This window comes from Henriciella sp. (assembly GCF_029937755.1).
GTDB lineage: Bacteria > Pseudomonadota > Alphaproteobacteria > Caulobacterales > Hyphomonadaceae > Henriciella.
Genome location: NZ_JAPYPG010000007.1, coordinates 46016 through 66321, shown reverse-complemented (window position 1 = coordinate 66321; position 20306 = coordinate 46016). Strand labels below are relative to the sequence as shown.

Annotated in this window: 17 protein-coding genes, 2 tRNA genes and 1 pseudogene; 12 read left to right on the top strand and 8 right to left on the bottom strand. The window is 59.5% G+C overall.

The window, feature by feature from the left end; genetic code table 11:
- Positions 1–68: 68 nt before the first annotated feature.
- The 7 genes from Q1K29_RS14715 to Q1K29_RS14685 all read left to right on the top strand — a co-directional run bounded on the left by Q1K29_RS14715 (position 69) and on the right by Q1K29_RS14685 (position 8323).
- Positions 69–491 carry a hypothetical protein gene (locus Q1K29_RS14715; RefSeq protein ID WP_300395836.1) on the top strand — a complete coding sequence of 141 codons (423 nt, stop codon included), beginning with the start codon at positions 69–71 and terminating at the stop codon, positions 489–491.
- 111 nt (positions 492–602) lie between these two features.
- Positions 603–1334 (top strand): hypothetical protein, encoded by a 732-nt coding sequence (locus tag Q1K29_RS14710; protein WP_300395835.1) that lies wholly within the window; start codon positions 603–605, stop codon positions 1332–1334.
- Positions 1335–1546: 212 nt separating this feature from the next.
- Positions 1547–2125 (top strand): hypothetical protein, encoded by a 579-nt coding sequence (locus Q1K29_RS14705; protein ID WP_300395834.1) that lies wholly within the window; start codon positions 1547–1549, stop codon positions 2123–2125.
- Positions 2126–2209: 84 nt separating this feature from the next.
- Positions 2210–2686 (top strand): hypothetical protein, encoded by a 477-nt coding sequence (locus tag Q1K29_RS14700; RefSeq protein WP_300395833.1) that lies wholly within the window; start codon positions 2210–2212, stop codon positions 2684–2686.
- 17 nt (positions 2687–2703) lie between these two features.
- Complete coding sequence (locus tag Q1K29_RS14695; protein ID WP_300395832.1) at positions 2704–5289, top strand: TcfC E-set like domain-containing protein; 2586 nt, start codon at positions 2704–2706, stop codon at positions 5287–5289.
- Positions 5290–5387: 98 nt separating this feature from the next.
- On the top strand, positions 5388–5948 hold the full coding sequence (locus tag Q1K29_RS14690; RefSeq protein WP_300395831.1) for an ECF-type sigma factor: 561 nt from the start codon (positions 5388–5390) through the stop codon (positions 5946–5948).
- Complete coding sequence (locus Q1K29_RS14685; protein ID WP_300395830.1) at positions 5945–8323, top strand: serine/threonine-protein kinase; 2379 nt, start codon at positions 5945–5947, stop codon at positions 8321–8323. Before Q1K29_RS14690 ends, Q1K29_RS14685 begins: the two co-directional genes overlap by 4 nt.
- A gap of 25 nt (positions 8324–8348) precedes the next feature.
- Here the strand turns inward: Q1K29_RS14685 and Q1K29_RS14680 are convergent, their stop codons facing one another.
- The 4 genes and pseudogenes from Q1K29_RS14680 to Q1K29_RS14665 form a co-directional block, all read right to left on the bottom strand.
- Complete coding sequence (locus Q1K29_RS14680) at positions 8349–9941, bottom strand: alpha/beta hydrolase (protein ID WP_300395829.1); 1593 nt, start codon at positions 9939–9941, stop codon at positions 8349–8351.
- A gap of 169 nt (positions 9942–10110) precedes the next feature.
- The gene (locus Q1K29_RS14675; RefSeq protein WP_300395828.1) at positions 10111–10467 is read right to left on the bottom strand and encodes a hypothetical protein; all 357 of its coding nucleotides are present in this window, start codon (positions 10465–10467) and stop codon (positions 10111–10113) included.
- Positions 10468–10631: 164 nt separating this feature from the next.
- Complete coding sequence (locus tag Q1K29_RS14670) at positions 10632–12323, bottom strand: class I adenylate-forming enzyme family protein (RefSeq protein ID WP_300395827.1); 1692 nt, start codon at positions 12321–12323, stop codon at positions 10632–10634.
- A 599-nt stretch (positions 12324–12922) separates the two neighbouring features.
- Positions 12923–13443 (bottom strand): annotated as a pseudogene (locus Q1K29_RS14665) (VOC family protein).
- Positions 13444–13586: 143 nt separating this feature from the next.
- Here Q1K29_RS14665 and Q1K29_RS14660 point away from each other — a divergent pair.
- Positions 13587–13853, top strand: coding sequence for a DUF4212 domain-containing protein (locus Q1K29_RS14660; protein ID WP_300395826.1), 267 nt, complete (start codon positions 13587–13589; stop codon positions 13851–13853).
- Between the two features lie 3 nt (positions 13854–13856).
- The gene (locus Q1K29_RS14655) at positions 13857–15638 is read left to right on the top strand and encodes a sodium:solute symporter family protein (protein ID WP_300395825.1); all 1782 of its coding nucleotides are present in this window, start codon (positions 13857–13859) and stop codon (positions 15636–15638) included.
- A gap of 86 nt (positions 15639–15724) precedes the next feature.
- Here Q1K29_RS14655 and Q1K29_RS14650 read toward each other — a convergent pair whose 3' ends face one another.
- Positions 15725–15868 (bottom strand): hypothetical protein, encoded by a 144-nt coding sequence (locus tag Q1K29_RS14650; RefSeq protein WP_300395824.1) that lies wholly within the window; start codon positions 15866–15868, stop codon positions 15725–15727.
- Positions 15869–16042: 174 nt separating this feature from the next.
- On the opposite strand from Q1K29_RS14650, the gene Q1K29_RS14645 reads away from it, so the two are divergent.
- Entirely contained in the window at positions 16043–16429 is a 387-nt protein-coding gene (locus tag Q1K29_RS14645) for an Hpt domain-containing protein (protein WP_300395823.1), read from the top strand.
- Here Q1K29_RS14645 and Q1K29_RS14640 read toward each other — a convergent pair.
- From Q1K29_RS14640 to Q1K29_RS14630, 3 genes are all read right to left on the bottom strand, one after another.
- Positions 16378–16722 carry a chorismate mutase gene (locus Q1K29_RS14640; RefSeq protein WP_300395822.1) on the bottom strand — a complete coding sequence of 115 codons (345 nt, stop codon included), beginning with the start codon at positions 16720–16722 and terminating at the stop codon, positions 16378–16380. The two genes, Q1K29_RS14645 and Q1K29_RS14640, sit on opposite strands and share 52 nt — an antisense overlap.
- A gap of 127 nt (positions 16723–16849) precedes the next feature.
- Positions 16850–18631 carry a signal peptide peptidase SppA gene (sppA, locus tag Q1K29_RS14635; RefSeq protein ID WP_300395821.1) on the bottom strand — a complete coding sequence of 594 codons (1782 nt, stop codon included), beginning with the start codon at positions 18629–18631 and terminating at the stop codon, positions 16850–16852.
- A gap of 121 nt (positions 18632–18752) precedes the next feature.
- A tRNA-Pro gene (locus tag Q1K29_RS14630) sits at positions 18753–18829 on the bottom strand.
- A 146-nt stretch (positions 18830–18975) separates the two neighbouring features.
- Between Q1K29_RS14630 and Q1K29_RS14625 the strand changes: the two genes are divergently transcribed.
- Positions 18976–19050, top strand: a tRNA-Gln gene (locus Q1K29_RS14625).
- Between the two features lie 455 nt (positions 19051–19505).
- Positions 19506–20288 (top strand): DUF3450 domain-containing protein, encoded by a 783-nt coding sequence (locus Q1K29_RS14620; protein ID WP_300395820.1) that lies wholly within the window; start codon positions 19506–19508, stop codon positions 20286–20288.
- Positions 20289–20306: the final 18 nt, after the last annotated feature.

Below are 20306 nucleotides of genomic sequence, written 5' to 3'. Positions count from 1 at the left end.
GCCAATCCAGACCGGACCATGGTTAATAGGAATGGCTGCCACTAAGCTGCACAGCGAAGGAGCCCGCGTTGAAAAAGACCCTCATTCTACTGGCCGCGTCTTCTGTCTTCGTCACGCCTGTAATGGCCGAGCCGCAAATAGTTTCGATTTCGGTTCACATTCCCGACTTCCAGTCGTTGCAGCTTGCGCAGCAGGACAGTGCTGCGAGCACCTTCGCCTACACAGGCAGGGAACCGAGCGTAATGTTGAGCGTGCCGGAGACCTCTGGGGAAGACGGGCAACCGCTCGTGATGTATGCGCACAACAGTTCGTCTTTGCGGGTCAGTGTCGGTTTCCCCGGCGACGGCGGATCATCCTTCCTTACGGCAAGTGATGAGACCGCCATGCAGAATTATGTCCGGCAAAGCTTCGCCCTCAGCCCCCTTCTGAAGGGGAAGAGTGTAACTGATAGATCGCAAGGCTACACGCATATTGTGGTATCCGCGCAATAGGCGCTCCATAACCCTGCAGTTTCAAGAAAGATGGCCCTTGACGGGCTGTTTAACGTTGCTTTAACCCTGTGAAAAACGAGCCCCCGTGGGACGTCGGGGCAGGGTGGGACCTTGGTTGCGATTTTCAAATCAGTGATCCTTTTTCTGTTTGCCAGTGCCATTGCGGCCGGGGCATCGGCGCAACTTGCGATTGATAAGCTCTGGATTGATTTCGACGAGCAACGCGACACGCGAGGCGACCTGCTACTCGCGAACGAGAGCGATGAGCGCTATTATATCAGCGTTGATCCTGTTGAGATCGTTAATCCGGGCACAGACGAAGAGGAGCGCGTCTCCTATTCGGACCCTGAGGAACTGGGTCTTCTCGTTACGCCGAACCGTCTGATCCTGGACCCGGGGCAGTCGCGCTCGCTACGTGTCATCAGGATTAGTGGAGACATGTCGCGCGACCGTGTCTATCGGGTGCGGATTGAGCCGAAAGTAGGAGAGATTCGCGCCGAGGGGTTCGAGGCCGAGCGGGCAATGGTCTTGAAAATCCTCACCGCCTACGAAGTGCTGGTGACGTCAAGGCCGCTCAATCCCTCGTATGAGTTGGATTCAAGCCGGACAGAGGACGCGATTACCCTGTCAAATGCCGGAAATTCTAATGCCCTTGTCTACGATGCCTACCTTTGTCCGGCTGGTAAGGAGCCCGGGGCGGATGATGCGGCATGCAACAAGGTCAGTACCCGGCGACTGCACCCGGGCAACCAGTGGAAGATCCCAATCGAGGAGAAATCATTGCAGCTACACGCCAAGGTCAAACTTCGTGCGAACGACGAAGAAAAGTCTGTCGTTTTTTAGTTTTTAGTGCATGAAAATGCTTTCCCCTGTCAGGGGAAAAGTGTGAGCCCTGCTCGCGCCACAAGCTAATAATTTCTTGAAAATAAAGGAAAAAATCCTTTGTTCAGTTTGGTTTTTAGGTTGTGTTGACCTTAACAGAAGGTTAACATGAAGTGGGGCTAAGTTAGTTTTTCTTACGCTCCGTTTTGCAAAACCAACAAGGGTGTTTTCCTATGAAGAAACTGACAATGCTTGCCGCAGCTTCCGCGCTGTTGGCTGGAAGCGCTGTCGCTCAGGTGAGCGGTTCGCTTGGCACGGACTCGACTGCTGATGTGACGATCAACGCGACTGTCGATCCAATGGTCCGCATTTCCGGCCTGGACGGTGTGATGGATTTCACGCTCGATGCCGCGACGCTGAACAGTAACTTCGGCAATACGCGTCAAACGCAGCGTTTCTGCGTGTATTCGAACGTCAACACGACGGGCGACTACAACGTCGCTATCACGGGTACTCCGAGCGGTGACACCGCCAATCCGTTCCGTCTGCTGGGTTCGGGCAGCAATGTGCTCGACTTCACGGTCGCCTTCACCGACGACTTCGCATCGCCGTTCAAGTTCATCCACTACGGCACCTCCTATCCGCGCGCTACCACGACCGGTGGTCTGCCGCGTCCGACGGATACCGACTGCGGTAACGTCACGGGTGGTGAGAACACGCAACTCGCCGTCACCTTCCGTAACAGCGAAGTGCTGTCCACGGTCGCCGACACCTATACCGGTGCTCTGACGATTACGGTCTCCGCACCGTAAGCTGGCAACGGCCAAACCCGCGGGTGGCATTTTCCATGCAGGGAAGTGCCGCCCGCCATTTTGTTTTTGCCGCCGGAGAAGCCGATGCGCTGGAATGCAACGAGTTTCTGTATCGCGCTTGGTGCTGTTGCCGCATTTACAGCACAGGCCGAACCCAAGACCACTGCTTCGCAAGGGCTGGAGGCCGAGTTGCAGATGCTCGGCAGCGAGCAGATGCGTGTAGAATGGAGGGGCCAGCGAGCCGTACGTGTATCAAAGCGTATGTGCGTGGCCTCATCGACCGGGCGATTTCAGCTTGTCATGCGCAGGCGAGGTTCCTTCGGACCGGACCATCACGACCTCACCTATGAGGTCCGGTTCCGTGGACCGGATGGGCGCGAAAGAACATTAGAGATTGGCGGCGCCGGCGAGATCGTCTTTCGGGGTACTGTCGAACCGGAGTTCCGCTGCTCAAGCGGCGCTAACGCCAAGCTCGACATCACTCTGACCCAGGCAGCTGCGCTGCAGGGGCTGGCGGGTGAGTATTCCAGCAATTTCGAGTTCGAGTTGATCGCGCTCTGAGGGGGAGCTGGTCGAGTATGCAGCGTGATATTCGGGTCAGCTACTATGCCCTGGCAGTCGCCATGGGCGCGGCCGGCACGCACGGAACCGCCCCCGCTGCAGCCCGCGAACCCACAATCACGACAAGCGCACCCCCCGGTTTCGAGGGGCTGGATGAAGTCTATTCGACCATCTATGACGTCTACTATCTCGACAAGTATATCGGGTCCTATTTCGGGACACTGAGCGGCACGGTCTTTTCGTTTGAAAATCCCGATGCCGTGGTTTCCGGCTTCGACGAGACCGTCAAGAAAGATAAGCTCAAGGAGCTCTTCTCCGAAATTCTGTCGGCAAACGGGCGCCTTGTCTGCCGGCCTGGAGAGGCCAGCAACTGTGGGGCGCTCCCCGCCGGGCAAAGCGGAATCGTTGTCGATGCCAACCGCTTCCGTGTCGATGTCAGCCTGTCGCGCGAATATATCGACACAACCGCCGAACCGATCCGCTATCTGGGTGATCCCGTATCGGAGCCATCCTTCATCCAGAACATCGCCTTTGCCGGCTCTCTAGCGCAGAATGGCGAGACGAGCGACCGCCTGTCAGCCAGCCTGAACTCGATCGCCAGCGTGGGCCGCACATCCCTTCAGGTCCAGACACGTCTCGACAACACAATCGGCACGCGGGTCGACGAGTTGCGGGTCCAGCGCATCGAGGACACATGGAAGGCCAGCGCCGGCCTCCTGCGCGCCCAGGGCTCGGGTGTTGTCCGCAACTATGACTTCTACGGCGTTGAAGTCACGAATGACTCCGGGACGCGCCTTGGCAGGGATGGGGGCGAGGAACGCCTGCCTGTGGACATCGTCCTGCCGCGCCCGGCGACCGTGGAAATCTACAAGGACGGATCACTTGTCAGTGCGCAGAATTACGATGCCGGCCTGCAATATCTCGACACGTCAGCCCTGCCACCCGGGTCCTATCCGATCCAGGTCGTTGCCCGTGCCGGCGGCCAGGTCATACTCCGGGAAACGAAGACGTTTTCCCGGACAAACAATCTGCCGGGCCGTGATGAAACCCTCTGGGCCATCAGGGTCGGCAAGCGCGCCGAAGAAGAGCTCGGCTTTCTCGTCGAGGAAGATGACAAGGTCGATGTGCTCCCGGAGGCGGCGGAGTCGTACACTGCTGAAGTGAGAGTGACGCGCCGGCTGAGTGAATCCTTCAGCCTCAGCGGCGCTGTGACCTATGTCGACGAGAACCTGATCCCGGAAGTCGGCGCCGACTGGTATGCGGGCCTTAACCAACTGTCGATCCTGGGGGCGGTTGGTGCCAATGGCGGCCACTCCGTCATCGGGACGTATAGTCGTCCGGTCGGGGAAGGCGGCTTTTCTGTAAGCTTCCTGTCAGCTCGCCGGGCCGATGATGAAACCCCTGAGACGACAGGTGACGAAACGCCGAACTTTGATCCCTTCTTCAGGAATGAAGACCAGATCAATGCCAGCGTCTATGCACCGCTTATGGGCGGGTCGCTCAGCCTGCTGGGCAGCTATTCGACCAGTCCCGACGATGTGGATGACCGCTACCGGTTTGGTGTGCGCTATTCCCGCCCGCTCGAGCTGTTCGACAACGTCGATACGAACCTGAACGTTGAGGGGACGGCCAGCGACCAGGAAGACCGTGTCGGGGTCCGTCTGACCTTCTCCCGCAAGACGTCGAGGGCATCGCGGCTGAGCGGATCCATCGGTGTTGAGCATAGGCGCACAGCGACCCGTTCGTGGGAGACCGCACCAACAGCCGATCTCGACTATACCCGCTATGGCCGGCTCGGCTCTTCGATCGATTATTCGGGTGCCGCTGGCCTTAGCACGAATTCGTTTGAAAACCGGGCCTATCTGGGTGGGAGTGTTGTCAGTGATCTCGGTGCGATCGATGCAACCTACGTCCTCGCCCAGCAGGACCAGTCTGACGAGGTTTCCAACCAGCTCTCCTTCAACGGCCACACCGGGTTCGCCTTCAGCAGCGAAACTTTTAACTTCGGCATGCGTGAGCCTGGCGATGCCATGATCATTGCGCGTGTTGAAGAACCTGACACTGTGCGGAGCACGCCGGGTCCTCAAAAGGAACCGGATCTGGAGGAACTGCTCGGCAGCCGGGACCAGACCAGACACGAACCGGAGGGCGGGGGTTACCGGCTTATCGTGGACAATCAGGAATACGGTTACGTGGATGGCACAGGCTCCAGCGCCGTCGGTGTTACATCCCTGCGTCAGTACTCGGTTACGCTCGATCCGGTTGATGCGCCCCAATTCGACATTGATCTGACGCCCCGAACAGTTCCCCTCTATCCCGGAAATGTCGCGGTTATCGAATGGGAAGCTACCGAAGTCGCCACACTGTTCGGTCGCGTGCTAACGCCTGATCGCACAGCGCTCGCCTTTGCACGCCTGCAGTCGGGTAGCGACATGACCGTTACCGATGATCGGGGGTATTTCACCCTGACCTCCAGCCGGGACGAAGAAATCGAAGTCTACACGGCCAATGGAGAGACCTGCCATGTGCCGGAAGCCGGCCTGCTCGTAGACTTTAGCCAGTCAGAAATATTCCACCGTGTCGGGGATATTGTCTGCAAGTGATCGATTAAGGTCAAAGCAAGTAGATGTCGGGCGCAGACTGCTGCAATTCTTGCACTGTGCCCTTTTTTCGGTCACTGTCTCTGAGAGGGACGGGAATTATGAAAACTGCGGATGTCGACTGCAAGGCGCTGCTCCAAGCTTGGCGCGACGGGGATCTCAAGGCCCGCGACCACTTGTTCGAGTGCCTGTACTCGGAGCTGACGCAGGTTTCTGCGGCTCTGCTGCGGGCTGAGCGGAACAGCTCTCTTTCGACCACTGATCTCGTCAATGAAGCCGCCATCAGGCTTATCCAGCTGGATCAGATCGACTGGTCCGACAAGAGCCATTTCCTCGCCTTGTCGGCAAGGGCCATGCGGCGCATTCTCATTGATCATGCCCGCCGCAAGAAGTCAGACAAACGCCATCACCAGCGTGTGACCCTCGTCACCCGCCTGGAAGGCCAGCCGGACCGGCTCGACTTTGATGTTCTTGAAAAGTCGCTGATCCGGCTCAACGCAATCGATAGCGAGAAGGCCGACATTGTCGAGCTGCGCTATTTCGGCGGGTTGACCCTGCCGGAAATCGCGGAGGTGACCGGTACATCAGAGTCGACGGTAAAGCGTCAGTGGCGGGTGGCCCGGGCCTGGCTCGTCGATGCGATTGCCTCTGATACCAGATGAAGGACCCTGACACGATCGAGCGCCAGGCCATGGCACTGATGGCCGAGGTGCTGGAGGTGCCAGAAGCCGAGCAAGACGCCTGGCTGCGGGCGCGGTGCGGGAGCGATAGGCTGCTCTTCGACCGGGTCAAGGCCTTACTCGATGCCGATAGCGGACAGACAATGCTCCGAACGGGCGGGGCTGGAGAGGATAGTCGTGAAACCGCCGCGCCCGAGCGTGCCGGGGCATACCGGATCGTTGATCAGATCGGGCAGGGCGGGATGGGGGCCGTCTATCTCGGCGAGCGGGACCAGGATGATTTCGACCACCGCGTTGCAATCAAGGTGATCCGTCCCGGGGCGTTGAGGGATTCTCTTGTTGAGCGCTTCTCGCGTGAGCGGCAGATCCTGGCGAGCCTGAACCATCCCAATATCGCGCGGCTCTTTGACGGTGGATATCTGGATGACGGTTCGCCTTTTATCGTCATGGAGCATGTCGATGGCGAGCCCGTGCTCGACTATGCCGACGCCCGCGACCTGGATGAGGATGGCCGGATAGCTCTCTTCGCCGACATTTGTGCGGCAATCAGCTATGCTCACCAGAACCTCGTCGTGCACCGCGACATCACGCCGACCAATGTGCTCGTCACCCGCGATGGGGTAGTCAAGGTGATCGATTTTGGCATCGCCAAGCCGCACGAGATATCGCCTGCAAGGCCGGGCGAAAATGACGAGGCCCGGCGCATAGCCTCAATGTCGTATACGCCAGGCTTTGCTGCACCCGAGCGGCTTGAAGGTGCGCCTGCCAACACGCTTTCGGATGTCTATTCTCTTGGCAAGCTGCTGGCCGATCTATTGCCGGATTATAGCTCGAATGCCGACCTCGCCGCCATTGTCTCAAAAGCAACGGCGCGTGAGCCGGAGGCGCGTTATTCAAGCGTCGATGCGCTGGCCGATGATCTCGACAGTTACCGCAAGGGACTGCCGGTCGAGGCAAGACAGGGCGGCGCCGGATATCGTTTCGGCCGCTTCTTCGCACGCCACCGTCTCGCCGTGTCGCTCGGCAGTCTGGCTGTGCTCGCACTGGCTGGCACCCTCGTCCTCACCCTGATCCAGTACAACCGCGCGGAGACGGCCCTGACCAGTGCCAATGCCCGGTTCAATGAGGCGCGTGAACTCAGCCGGGCGCTGATCTTTGAGGTCTATGATTCCTTTGATGATGTTGCCGGGACGCTGGAACCGCGTCAGGAACTCGCCGCCTTGGTGCGCGACTATGTGAACGATCTGGCGCTGGACGAGACCGCGCCTGAAGACCTGCTCTTCGAGGTCGGTACGATGCAGCTTCGCCTGTCTGATCTCTATGGCGGGATAGGCATGGCGAATTTCGGTGAACTGGAAACCTCTGCCGCCCTATTGGAGGATGCCGAGGCCTCGTTGGAACTCGCGCTCGAGAAAGACCCTGACAATGCTGCGGTGCTGGCCGAGCTTATCATGGTCAAGCGCGTACAGACCATGCAGGCATTGAACTACGCGTCTGATCCCAACCTTGCCCAGGCGCGCAATACCGAGACGATCGCCCTGGCAAAACGCGGGCTTGCTCTTGACGCGGCTGAGGAGCGTCCCTTCCTGCGTCACCTCTGGAGTGCGCGGACCGACCTCCTGCAGATTCTGCTCCGGGAGAATCGTCTCGAAGAGGCCGAGGCTCATCTTGCGGATTGGCGTGCGCAGCTCACCCCGGAAATGTATGATCGTCTTGGCGGGGGCGAGGAGATGGGCGCCTATATGGCTTTTCAGCAGGGGCAGACGCTCAACGAGCTTGGTCGGCATGACGAGGCTGCAGATGTGCTCGCCGAGGCAATTGCCTATCGTGACGTCCAGCTGGAGGCTGCCCCGCAGAACTACTATCAGCTGACCCAGCTGATGGTGGCGGTGGCAGAACTTTCGGCGGCCTATCGTGATGGCGGCGATGGAGAAGCGAGCCTTGAGGCGGCCGATCGCGCCGTTGATCTTGCGCGCCGGATACGAGATGCGGATCCTGAGGATGCCGGAGGTCCGGAAGGCTTGTCGCGCATGTTGCTTGGCAAGGCACGGGCAGAAGTCCTCACCGGCAGGACCGAAGCTGCCCTTGTCTCAACGGCTGAGAGCCTCGATCTGGTTCGCGGTCTGGTGGATGAATTTCCAGATGACGTTTTCTATCAGAAAATCCTGCTGGAAGCTCTCCTGCTCGACGCAGATTTACGGCTGGCTGGCGAGGCCAGTGCTTCCGGCTGCGAGCGCCTGGAAGAGGCGCGTATGCTGTTCGAGCGCCTGGATCCGGACGCCGGGCATGATGCGGACATGGCGGAACTCGAGGCTGACCATGAGACCCTTTCGTCACTCGAGGTCTGCGCCACCTGACTGGCAGTGCAACTACCCAGATGGTTCAGGTCTGCAGGAAACGGCGGACGGCCTCAACGAAGGTGCCGGAGGCCGGCTCGCGACCGAGGAGGAGATGATTGTGGCTGTCGAGACCAACGAATTCGGCATTCGGGATCTGGGCCGCAAGGGTCCGGCCTGAACTCATTGGCACGCGCATGTCTTCACGGCAGTGGAGCACCAATGTTGGCGCCTGCACATCGGCGAGGCGGTCGCGTACATCGATATTGGCAAAAGCGTCGAGGAAGCGCACCGCATTGGCCGGCGATGTGGTCCGCCGCTGGAAATCATTGAACCAGGAGAGTTCATCCGGCGTGGCGTCCGGCATGAAGGTCTGAGAGAAGATGTGACGGTAGGAGGGATTGGACCGGCCCCAGCCTGTCTCGGTGAGGACCATGATGGCCTCACGCTCTTTCACTTCTTCGGGTGTTGCGGTGTGGCGCCAGCCGGCAGCATAACTCCCGAACAGGATGAGGTGAGAGACGCGTTCTGGGTGACGCGCGGCATATTCGATCGAGACAGCCGCTCCCTGGCTGATGCCGAGCAGCGGAAAGCGCTCCAGGCCAGCAGCATCGACAACGAGTTCGAGGTCGGAAACAAAGCTGTCGAGGCTGATATCGCCAACCTCCCAGTCTGATAGTCCGCAGCCGCGCTCGTCGTATCGGATAAAATGGTGCGTCTTGGCCAGTTCGCGGAAGAGCGGGCTCCAGATCGGGGCCTCCCAGTCCAGTTCCAGGTGGGAGAGCCAGTTGGCAGCCTTCACCAGTGGTGGATTATCCTGAGAGCCGACACTGGCCCAGGCGAGCGATGTCTTATCGACTGCCTGCGCGAACCGGACAGACTGACGGGGAAGCACTTGCGGCTCGATTTCCCTGATCGGAAGCGTGACCGCGACCTCATCATGATCCCCTTTGATCGTCGACCAGTCCGGGGTTTCCAGCCCGGCTTCCTTGAAGCGCTGCCCAAGTTCTTCCTCGAGCGCCTTTGCTTCACGTTCGCGCCCCATCCGGCGGCGTGCAGCGACGGCGTGATTGGCAGCATCAAGGTCATAAGGTGCGTCCATCAGCCAGCGTTCGGCCCAGCGCTCGCGTGCTTCCGGGGGAAGTGGCGGGTAGACGGCCAGCCGCCTTGCCAGACGCATGCGGAAGCGCACCTGTTCATTGCGCTGCTGTTCGAGCCAGGTTGCGAATTCCGGCTGGTTGGGCAGTTCGCAGTCTTCCATGACAAGTGGCCCGGCTTCCTCCCACGCTTCTTCGAGGACTTCCGGCGTTGCCTCGTTCCCGTTCGCAATCCGGCGTACATCGCAAAAATCGACGGCGACATCATCGATCTCGAGCTGAACGCGCTCGCGGTCGGCGACAAGCCGCATTTGGTCACCGGCATTGGTGACGGGGCGCAATTTACTGAGCGACCAGCGAAGGGCCGCGCGCGGATCGTCCGGAACCTCCCAGAACATTTCGCATAGCCGGTCGCGCCGCTGCGGGGTTGCCGTAATGGCAAGATAGCCCAGCAGGGCGCGTGTCTTGCGCGATGCGGGAAGCGGAAGCGCTTCCCCATCGACGAAGGCGCCGAGGGGGCCGAAGGTACGGATGGACAGCATGGTGTAAGATCCCGTCTGGTCCAATATCTACCTGAACTATGACGTCGTGACATCCTCTTCGGTTTGAGAAGTGAGACGGATGTTTCGATTGACCTGCCTTGCAGGCAGGTTTGCCCAAAAAGAAAGCCCCGCGCCGGAGCGCGGGGCCTCTCGGGCGTCGCGCGCAGGGTCAGCGCGCGGCGGGGGTCGCGTCCGCGCTGGCTTCGCCGGTCACATGAGCGTGATAGGCGATCAGCTCAGCAAGGCCGGTTTCCCGAACGGCCTTTTCGGTGAGCTCCACCTGGCAATCACGTTGCGCGTTCAGATAGGGGCGCATCAATATCTCGCGTTGCACGGAGAAACAGGCCTTGCGGGCCGTCCTCTTGAAGTCGGTATGCGTTTGCTCGACTGGCGCGGTTCTCGAATACTTGAATGCGACCTCGAAATTTTCGCTGGGCCTTACTGCATGAGCGGCTGAGGCCAGAGACATGGCGATGGATCCGGCGCACAGCACACGGGCGAGGGTCTGGGTCAGGGTCTTTGTCATCAACATTTTCCTTCTGTCTTGTCGATGACGGGTGTGTGCAGGCAGCCGGTTTGAACCGGCGTGGTAGCGCCAGTGGCAAGCTCATGAGGAGATCGTTGTAATTCCAGTTAAACGGAATTTCGGGCCATGGTGCCCGCTCTGTCCAGCGGACACCATGGCTGGAATCAGTCCAGTTCGGCCTGCAGTTTTTCGCGCAGGTCGCGTTTCAGGAACTTGCCGCTGGCATTGCGGGGCAGGGGTTGGTCCAGCATCCAGATATGCCGCGGCACCTTGTGCTTCGCCATCAGCGAGAGACAATGCTCGCGCAGCGTGTCTTCGCTCAGGGCTTCCCCGGGCTTCACGACAATGGCTGCGGCCACCTCCTCGCCAAGGCGCTCATCCGGAACCCCGAAGACAGAGCATTCCGCAATCGCCGGGTGGCGGTAAAGGACGGATTCGACTTCCGCGCAGTAGATGTTCTCGCCACCTCGCAGCACCATGTCCTTCTTGCGGTCGACGATATAGATGAAGCCATCCTCATCTATCTTTGCGATGTCACCGGTGTGCAGCCAGCCATCGGTGATGCTCTCGGCTGTCGCTTCAGGGCGGTTGATATAGCCCTTGATGACGGAAGAACCGCGCACCCATAGCTCGCCGGTCTCGCCGGGCGGGAGGTCCTCCTCGTCCGCGCCAACGCACTTGGCCTCGAAGTTCGGCATGGCCGGGCCTACGCTGTCCGGACGGTCGACATAGAAGTCGGCGGCGACCGACGTGATGATGCCGCAGGTCTCTGTCATGCCATAGCCGGTATTCGGCCGCGCCGTAGAGACCTTGTCTTCGATTTTCTGGACAAGGTCCGGTGGCACTTGCGCGCCGCCGCCGCCGAGTACGAGCAAGCTGGACGTGTCGGTCCTGTCGAAGTCGGGATGGTTGATCAGCTCGCGCGCCATGACGGGGACGCCGCTCATGCCGGTGACCTTGTGCTTCTCGATCAGGCGAAGCGCTTCGCCCGCCTCCCACTTGTACATCATCACCATCGCGCCACCGACAGCGGTTGCGGCATAGGCGCCGCAATTGTTGGCCGTGACGTGGAAGAGCGGGGTCGTGATCAGCGTGACAGGAACGGGCGGCGGATCCGGAGGGGCCTCCCCGGTCGCCCATTGCACGGCGAGTGCGGAGGAGGCCCGCGCATACATCATGTTCATCAGATTGGCGACGCAACCTCGATGGGTCAGCTGGGCGCCCTTGGGAAAACCGGTCGTGCCGGAGGTGTAGAAGATGCAGGCATCACTGTCGGGATCGACTGTGACGTCCGGCAGGTCGCCGCCGGCAGCAATGACATCGTCCCATGGCGTCACGCCCTCAGCTGGCTCTGGCAGGCGCACGCCGACCAGCTTGATGCCCTTAGCGATTTCGGGCCGCTCACGCACGCGGGCGAGGCGCTCGACATCAAGGAAGAGAACTTTCGGCTCGGAGTCCTTCAGTGCATAGGCCATTTCCTCGGCCGTCCACCAGGCATTCATGCCCACAACCGTTATGCCGACCGAACAGCAGGCCCAGTAGATGATCATCCATTCCGGATAGTTACGCATCGAGATCGCGACCCGGTCGCCCGGCTTCACCCCTTGGGCAAACAGCCAGTTTGCAACCGCATTCGTACGATTGTGCGTCTCGGCATAGGTCAGAACTTCATCATGGTAGATGAGGTAAGGGCGCTCGGCGAATTGCTGCGTCGACAGCCAGAATTCGCGTACGCTCGGCGGAGCATTCTTGTAGGTACGGATGCGGTTGCCAAGGATCTCAGCCTCGACAATTTCAAAGTCGCCGCCCGGACCGGTCAGCTGCTCTCGCGCCCTCTGCAACTCGGCGTAATGCATGTTTCCTCCAGCATTTTTATTTGCCTAGTGAAGTAACATGCCGCGCGTTGTGACGAAACGCCGGACGCAGGGGAAGTTCATCTTTTCCGTCCGCCTCTATGGCGCATCAGACATACTCCTCCTCATCCCATCCCCAGACAGGGCGGTCCGGACCGGCCGGGTGGGGGTGCTCTTTGACGGCGGTCGGCGCAGCCGGTCAATCGATCCGGTGGATCGGTTGATGGCGGCAAAGGCCACGCCAGTGGCGTCGCTCCGGAAAGACCCCGGCCCGAGGCCGAAGAGGCCGCATAGCCTTGCGGCGGAGGCGAGGGTGACCGTGCTGCGGGTGAGGGGTAACGGCCTCACAAGGGCGGTGCGGCGCTACGTCAGTAAGTCCGCGCGCTGAGCGATCTCACGCGTACCACCTCTGGCGGGCCGGTAAGGGACACCTGCACGGCCAATAAACCTCGCGGGCGCGTCCGGTTCGGGCGCTCTATCGCCGTCTCGAAAGAGCGGCAGTCACTTCAGCGTTCAAACCGGACGCGCCCGGCCCTGTCATTGCAGGGCATCTGACACGAAACGCCAGGCGGAGACGCCGTGGCGGTTCCGGCGTTGAGACATCATCCGATCCGCCGGATAGCGCGTTCGCCATCCCACCCCTGCGCGGCCTTGCGAATATGGGCGAACGTCTCGCCCTTCGAGCCGCTTATATCGGATATCTCTACGACAGTGCCGGGATGAGCTTCGGTGTCGAAATAGGCGAACCGGCCTTTCTCTCCGCCGATCTGCCCTTCATGGCCGACCCGATAGCCGAGCGACAGCGCCTTGTCGTAGAGGCCCTGATAGTCGGTCGTCCAGTAGGACATGTGCTGGAGCCCCTCATGCCCGGCATCGAGGAATTCCTTGTACATGGAAGGCGCATCATTGCGTTGCTGGATAAGCTCGATCTGCAAGTCCCCGGAATTGGCGAGCGCGATCGACATCTTCACGTCTGAGGGGTTTCCGCGATGGGTGAACCAGTCGGTCTTCACATCCTCGATATAGAACCACGGGCCGACGCCCATCACTTCGATCCAGTGCTGTATCGCCGCTCTCGCACGACATATCCGTTCTGGCAGACGTTCCCAAAGATGCGGCTCATGGTGATCAGGACCTTTTCTCTAGCGACCGGTCCTTCTTTCTAGGCCCGGGATACGCGTGCGCAAACCGTATTGCCGATTGCAGGGTCAGGCTTTGACTCGTACCATCGCTGTAAAACGACATAAAACATAAGGGGAGGGCAGCATGGCAGACGAGTCCGGAAAAGCACGGGCCAAGGCCTACTGGAAAGATACTGTCCGGCTGACGATCGGCCTTCTGGTTATCTGGTTCACTGTGTCCTACGGCGCAGGCATCCTGCTCCGGGACTGGCTGGATCAGGTTTCCATCGGTGGGGCACCGCTGGGTTTCTGGTTTGCGCAACAAGGCTCGATCTACGTCTTTGTGGCGCTGATCTTCTATTACTGCTTCGCCATGCGCCGTATCGAGAAGAAGCACGGCGTGGAGGCCTAGGTCATGGATTTCTGGACCCTCTTCTTCGTCGTCACGACCTTTGGGCTCTACATCGGCATCGCCATCTGGGCGAGGGCTGGCTCGACCGATGAATTCTATGTCGCCGGTCATCATGTTCATCCGACAGTGAATGGCATGGCGACGGCTGCCGACTGGATGTCTGCAGCGTCCTTCCTGTCGATGGCCGGGCTGATTGCTTTCATGGGCTATGGCGGCTCGGTCTATCTGATGGGCTGGACAGGTGGCTTCGTGCTCCTGGCGCTTCTGCTTGCGCCATTCCTCAGGGAGTTCGGCAAGTTTACCGTGCCGGACTTTGTCGGCGACCGGTATTATTCCACCACAGCCCGCGTGATTGCTGTCATCTGCGCGCTGTTTGTGTCGTTCACTTATATTGCCGGCCAGATGAAGGGGGTCGGGGTCGCTTTCTCCGGTTTTCTCGGTGTGCCCTTCGAGTGGGGCATCGTGATCGGAATGGTGATCGTTTTCTTCTATGCGGTCCTCGGCGGAATGAAGGGCGTCACCTACACTCAGGTCGCCCAGTATTGTGTCCTCATCTTTGCCTTTACCGTCCCGGCGATCTTCATGTCGCTCATCATCACCGGCAATCCTGTCCCGCAGCTCGGCTTCATTGGTGAAGCGAAAGGCGAGGGCGTTGCGATGCTGACAAAGCTCAACAATGTGCTCAACGATCTCGGCTTTGGAGAGTACACGCAGACGGACAAGTCAAAGATCGACATGTTCTGCATCACGGCCGCATTGATGTTTGGCACAGCCGGCCTGCCTCACGTGATTATCCGCTTCTTCACGGTGAAAAGCGCTGGCGCGGCGAGGGTGTCCGCCGGCTGGGCGCTGGTGTTTATCGCTATCCTGTATACGACGGCGCCGGCGGTTGGTGCGTTCGCCCGGATCAACTTCATCGATACCGTGAACGAGTCGACCTACATCGCCGACGAGGAGGACTATGAGAGCCGTGCCGCCGAGATCGAGGCAGACGGCGGCAAGCCGGTGCCGACCTGGTACAAGGACTGGGAAGCTACGGGCCTGCTGAGCTTCGAGGACCGGAATGGTGATGGCATCATGCAATATCGCGGGCCGGATGCGCCCGATGGTATCGCGAATGAAGTGACGCCCGATCGGGATATCTTTGTCCTCGCCAATCCACAGATCGCGAACCTGCCTGGCTGGGTCATTGGCCTGGTCGTGGCAGGCGGTCTTGCGGCCGCACTCTCCACGGCTGCAGGCCTTCTCATGGTGATATCCTCAGCCGTCAGTCATGACCTATGCCGGCGAACCATTTTCCGGGACATGACTGACAAGGACGAACTACGCGTGGCGCGCATCTCGGCGGCGGGGGCGGTCCTGTGCGCGGGCTTGCTCGGGATATTTTCCTCACAGCTTGGCTTCGTGGCCCAGGTGGTCGCCTTCGCCTTCGGACTGGCTGCAGCCTCGCTCTTCCCGGTCATCTTCCTTGGCATCTTCTGGACTCGGATGAACAAGGAAGGCGCGATTGCTGCCATGGTGACCGGTTTGACGACGACGTTCGGCTATATCTACTGGTTCAAATTCGTCGATACCAATCCGGCGCATTGGGTCTTCGGTGTTTCACCTGAGGGCATTGGCTTTGTCTTCATGTGGCTGGCCGCTGCTGTAGGTGTCGCCGTAGCCCTGGCGACCAAGGCGCCACCCGAAGACATTCGTGAACTTGTCGAGGATATTCGCGTGCCGGGCTCCCGGATCGCGCATGGGGCAGGGGACCGGGACATGGCTCCGCTGCCCAGGGATTAGGCTAAAAGCAAAGAGCGCAGCCTTAAGGGGCTGCGCTCTTTATGATGTACGTTCCCTTCCATGGAGGGAGGAGGCCGCAAAATTTTTTAGCCGATCATCGACACGACTGTGGTCGTCGGCTGGGCCGGTTCAGCCTGCTGTTGCTTGTCAGCAGGCTCAGTGCTTACACCCAGCCAGCTGATCAGAACAGTAATGGCGAAGTCGCGCATGGCAACAAGAAGCGCAATCATGACGCATCCCCTATTGAATATCGATAAGTATCGATACTCCGAAACCGTTAAGAAAGCAATGGTCAGGCGATCAAAAGCGGACCACTGCTGCGCTTTTTAACGGCGGGGAAATCAGTTTCTACAAAGTTGGCAACCGATAAGCCGGATTCACTGGCTACAAAGAGGTTCTCTGGCATGGCTGAAACGACCGACCTTGATCTCGACCATCTTCTTTCGATGACCGGTGGAGATGTCGACCTGGCCGAAGAGGTGATCGACATTTTCCGCCAGCAGGTGGAGATCTGGTCGCGTCTGCTCGACCCGCGCGCACCGGCTTCGCAATGGGCTGATGCCGCGCACACTCTGAAAGGTGCCGCGCTGAGCATCGGGGCGCATGAGCTTGCCGAGCGCTGCCGGGTAGCTGAACAAACCGGCCGCGAGGTGCCCCCGACACCAGCGGGCGCAGCCTTACTGCTCAATGATGTAAAAGATGAGATCGCCGCCACACTGGATGCATGCGGCCGTGCGGTTCACGCTTTATCGCGCCCCGGCTTGAGAGCATCGAAGGCTTCGAACTCGTAGGCGATGCAGCGGTCTATCAAAGTGCGCCAGACCGGTTCGGCAATCGCGGGGGAGAGGCCCTGACGTCTGGCTTCTGCCAGAACTTTTGCCACCACATCCTCAATGCGCGCCCGGTCATGGACAACGGATCGCTTGCCTTTGATGCGGGCCGCGGCATCCATGAAGGACTGTCTTTCCTCGAGCAGCGCGACAAGGGCCCGGTCAAGCCGATCAATCTCGTGACGGACATCGCCCATTGTGCGAGCTGTTTCGGCGGTATGACGGCGTATGTCGGGATCGGCCGTATCGGTCATGTATGCTCCCTGAAGACGGTCTAGCCGCTTTATATGGGTGTCTCAGATACGGCAAGGCGTGTGGCGGCTCGACGCAGACGCCAATTGCAGTTGCCTGCCCGACGCACGCGTCCTGACAACCTGACGCCTATTTCTCGATCAGAAGCGGGCCACGAGCCTGTACGGGTGATCCTTGCAACATGGACCCACGCTCGATCAGGGCCTGGATTCGCTCGTCTTCAAGGATGGCTGCTGCACGTGAAATCGCCCCAAGATCCTCTGCCGAAGCTTCGGCCATGGGGCCGAAGCCAGGGATGCCGCCCTGAGGTTTCGGATAGAAGATGTAGCGGGTTTGCTGGTCGGCTTCGATACCGGCCAGGTCGCGAGCCTTGTCGATAGCATCCATAAGGCCGCCGAGCTGATCGACCAGGCCAACATCGAGGGCGTCCTCGCCGCTCCAGACACGCCCCCGGGCGACTTCGTTGACCTCGTCAAAGGTCATGCCGCGGCCTTCAGCAACCAGACCAACAAAGCGGTTGTAGCCGCGCTCCAGCCAGGCATGCAGCATTTCCCGTTGCTGCTCCGTGAAGGAATCGATGGTGGTCATTGCTCCCGCAAATGGGCCGCCGACTGTGATTTCCTCGGTATTGATACCGATCTGACGCAAGCCGTCAGCAAGGGCAAGTTTGCCGCCGAAAATGCCGATAGAGCCCGTAATGGTGGAGCGGCTGGCCATGATCCAGTCCGCGCCGGCAGAGACATAGTATCCGCCGGATGCAGCCACCGACCCCATGGAAACGATAACGGGCTTGTCCATCTCCTGAACCATCTCGACAGCATGCCAAACCTGGTCGGAAGCAACCGGCGACCCGCCTGGGCTGTCCACACGGAAGACGATTGCCTTCACCCGCTCATTGCGGCCAGCTGCGAGCAGGGCGCTGGCGACGGGGTCCGAAGCGAATTCAGCAGAGTTGGCAAAGAGGTCACCAGAGACACCACCGGTCACGATAGGACCTTCACCACCAACAATGGCGATGGCCGGTGTGCCGAGCGGCGCAGATGGTGGGTTGTAGGCCAGGACGTCAAGAAGTTCGGTTTCTTCTCCGCCGCGTTCCTTCACACGCTCCATGACATCTTCCGGCCAGCCGGTCGAATCGGCGAGACCGACCTCGATCATGCGTTCGGGGCTGAGCGGGCCGCCGGACATCGCATCCTCAACAATCGAGAAGTCAAGCTGACGATCACTCGCAATATCCTGAAGCGATGTCTGCCATACCGAATCGGCGAGCGCGGTCATGGCTTCACGGTGGGGCTCAGTGAAACCGGTTTCCTTATAGACATTGGGGGAGTTCTTATATTCGTAGAACTGCTCGATCTCTGCAGAGATATGAAGCCTGTCGAGCAGGCCCTTGAAGAACATGGTCTCGAAAGTGACGCCGCCTGTCAGGTGGTCACCACCGGGCTGCACAACGATTTCGTCGGCTGCCGCAATGGCGCGCATGGACGAGGGCCCGCCGCCATAGGTGCCCTGAGAGTGAACCACAACGAACTTGCCGGCTTCCCGAAGCTCAAGGATGGCTTCCCGCAACTCTTCGGCGCGCGAGGAGCCGATGGAAAATTCGCTGCCACGAAGAAAGAGGCCTTTTACCCGATCGTCGGTTTTCGCCGCATCGAGCCTCGTCAGCACATTGACGAAGCCTTTCTGTCCGAAGAGTGCTGCAAGACCGCTGGTCGCTGGCTGGTCGCTCAGCTCCTGCCGCAGGTCCAGGGTAAGCACCATGGAATCGGGGTTGTCCCCGCCTCCGGCCAACGAAGAACTCGCCGATTGCATCACGCTGTTGACCACCATGGACGCAACAAAGAAGAGAAGCACTGCGCCGAGAACTGTCCCGAGGATGGCGCCTCCGAGGGCTGTAAAGAATGTTTTCACGGCGTTTCTGGCCTCCGAACCGGAATTTATCAATAAACGATATGAAGCTTATCGATTAAAAGTAAAGGCCGGATGTGAGTGACCCGTGCGATTCGTGAAGCTTTTTTCCAGGGGAAGTAAATGGTCGGAACAGGAGGATTCGAACCTCCGACCCCCGCCTCCCGAAGACGGTGCTCTACCAGGCTGAGCTATGTTCCGGACCGGAGCGGGCGCCTATATCCCAGCCGCCTTTTCGTGGCAAGTATCACGGTCCCGGATTATGCAGAAAAGGGACAGCTGTCATTGCCACAGTTTGGGAGTTGAAACCGTGAAATGGATTGGCTATGTCCAGCCTTCTTCAGTGTTGGGGTATCGCCAAGTGGTAAGGCATCGGTTTTTGGTATCGACATTCCCAGGTTCGAATCCTGGTACCCCAGCCACTTCTTACGCATGAATGACACTGGTCCGGGTTATTTTTCGGTACGGCCGCCGAGCCGCCGGTGTCGCTGCGTTGCCTCTATCAATCACCAAAATACCGCATTCTTTCTGTCTACTGTGATGCGTGATTGTGCTTGCGCTTCAAAACGGTAAGTTTTTTAAACACCTTCTGGACGGCCATTGATCAGCGAGGTTGCTATTGCTAGCGTCCCACGCGATGGTCGCCTCGGCGGCGTCAGGCTTTGCCGAGAAATAATATAGAGAGTGCAACAAGCACTCCGGAAATATGGGAAGGCGTTGGGTGTCACTCTCACCCGCCTCCAGACTGTGGCCCTGTGTGTGGCGGCCAAGACTGAAAGAGCAGCGGCGGCCAATACTCAGGGGGCGCAGCCGCATTGGAGTTTCACCGTGCCGACATATAAAGGCACGACCATTCGGAGAGTAAGAGGCAAACCTCATGAAGAAAGTACTGACACCGGCGCGCGGTGCCATGATGGCAGCGCTTGTTGCCGGCCTGGCCATGCCTGCAGTGGCACAAAGCCAGCTGCGCCAGGCGCTGGAAACTGGAGAGCAGGCAACCCGCAAGGCCGAACAAGTACAGGAGCAGATCAATCAGCTTGATGACCAGCGCTCCGACATGGTCAGCGAGTTCCGGACGCTTCTGCAACGTACCCAGGCTTCGCAACTCTATGCTCGCCAGCAAGAGAAAGTGGTTGAAAGTCAGCGCCGCGAACTTGAATCGCTGCAAAATCAGCTTGAGCGCGTAGACGAGATCACAGCGCAGACCACGCCCATGCTGATTGATATGATTTCCGATCTGGAAGCTTTTGTTCAGGCCGACCTTCCGTTCAAGCTTGAAGATCGCAAGGAGCGCATCGAAACCCTGCGCGCCGCCATGGAAAATCCGCAAGTTCCGATCGTTGAGCAGTACCGTCTTATCATCGAGGCCTACAAAACCGAGATGGAGTACGGGCGTACCATCAGCACCTGGCCGGAAGTGATCGACATCGACGGCAATCCGGTGATGGTGGATATGTTCCTCTATGGCCGTGTTGCACTCGTCTATATGTCGCCGGACCGGCGTTATGCCGCGCGCTACGATCGCGCCCAGAATGCCTGGGTCCCGGTCGCCAGCAAGTTCAAGGAAAACATCGGCAAGGCCATCAAAGTGGCCAAGGGTACGACGACGCCGAGCGTTCTTTACGCACCGGCGACCCGTCTTGCTGTGACCGCACCCTAAGCGCCAAGTTCCAGAGGA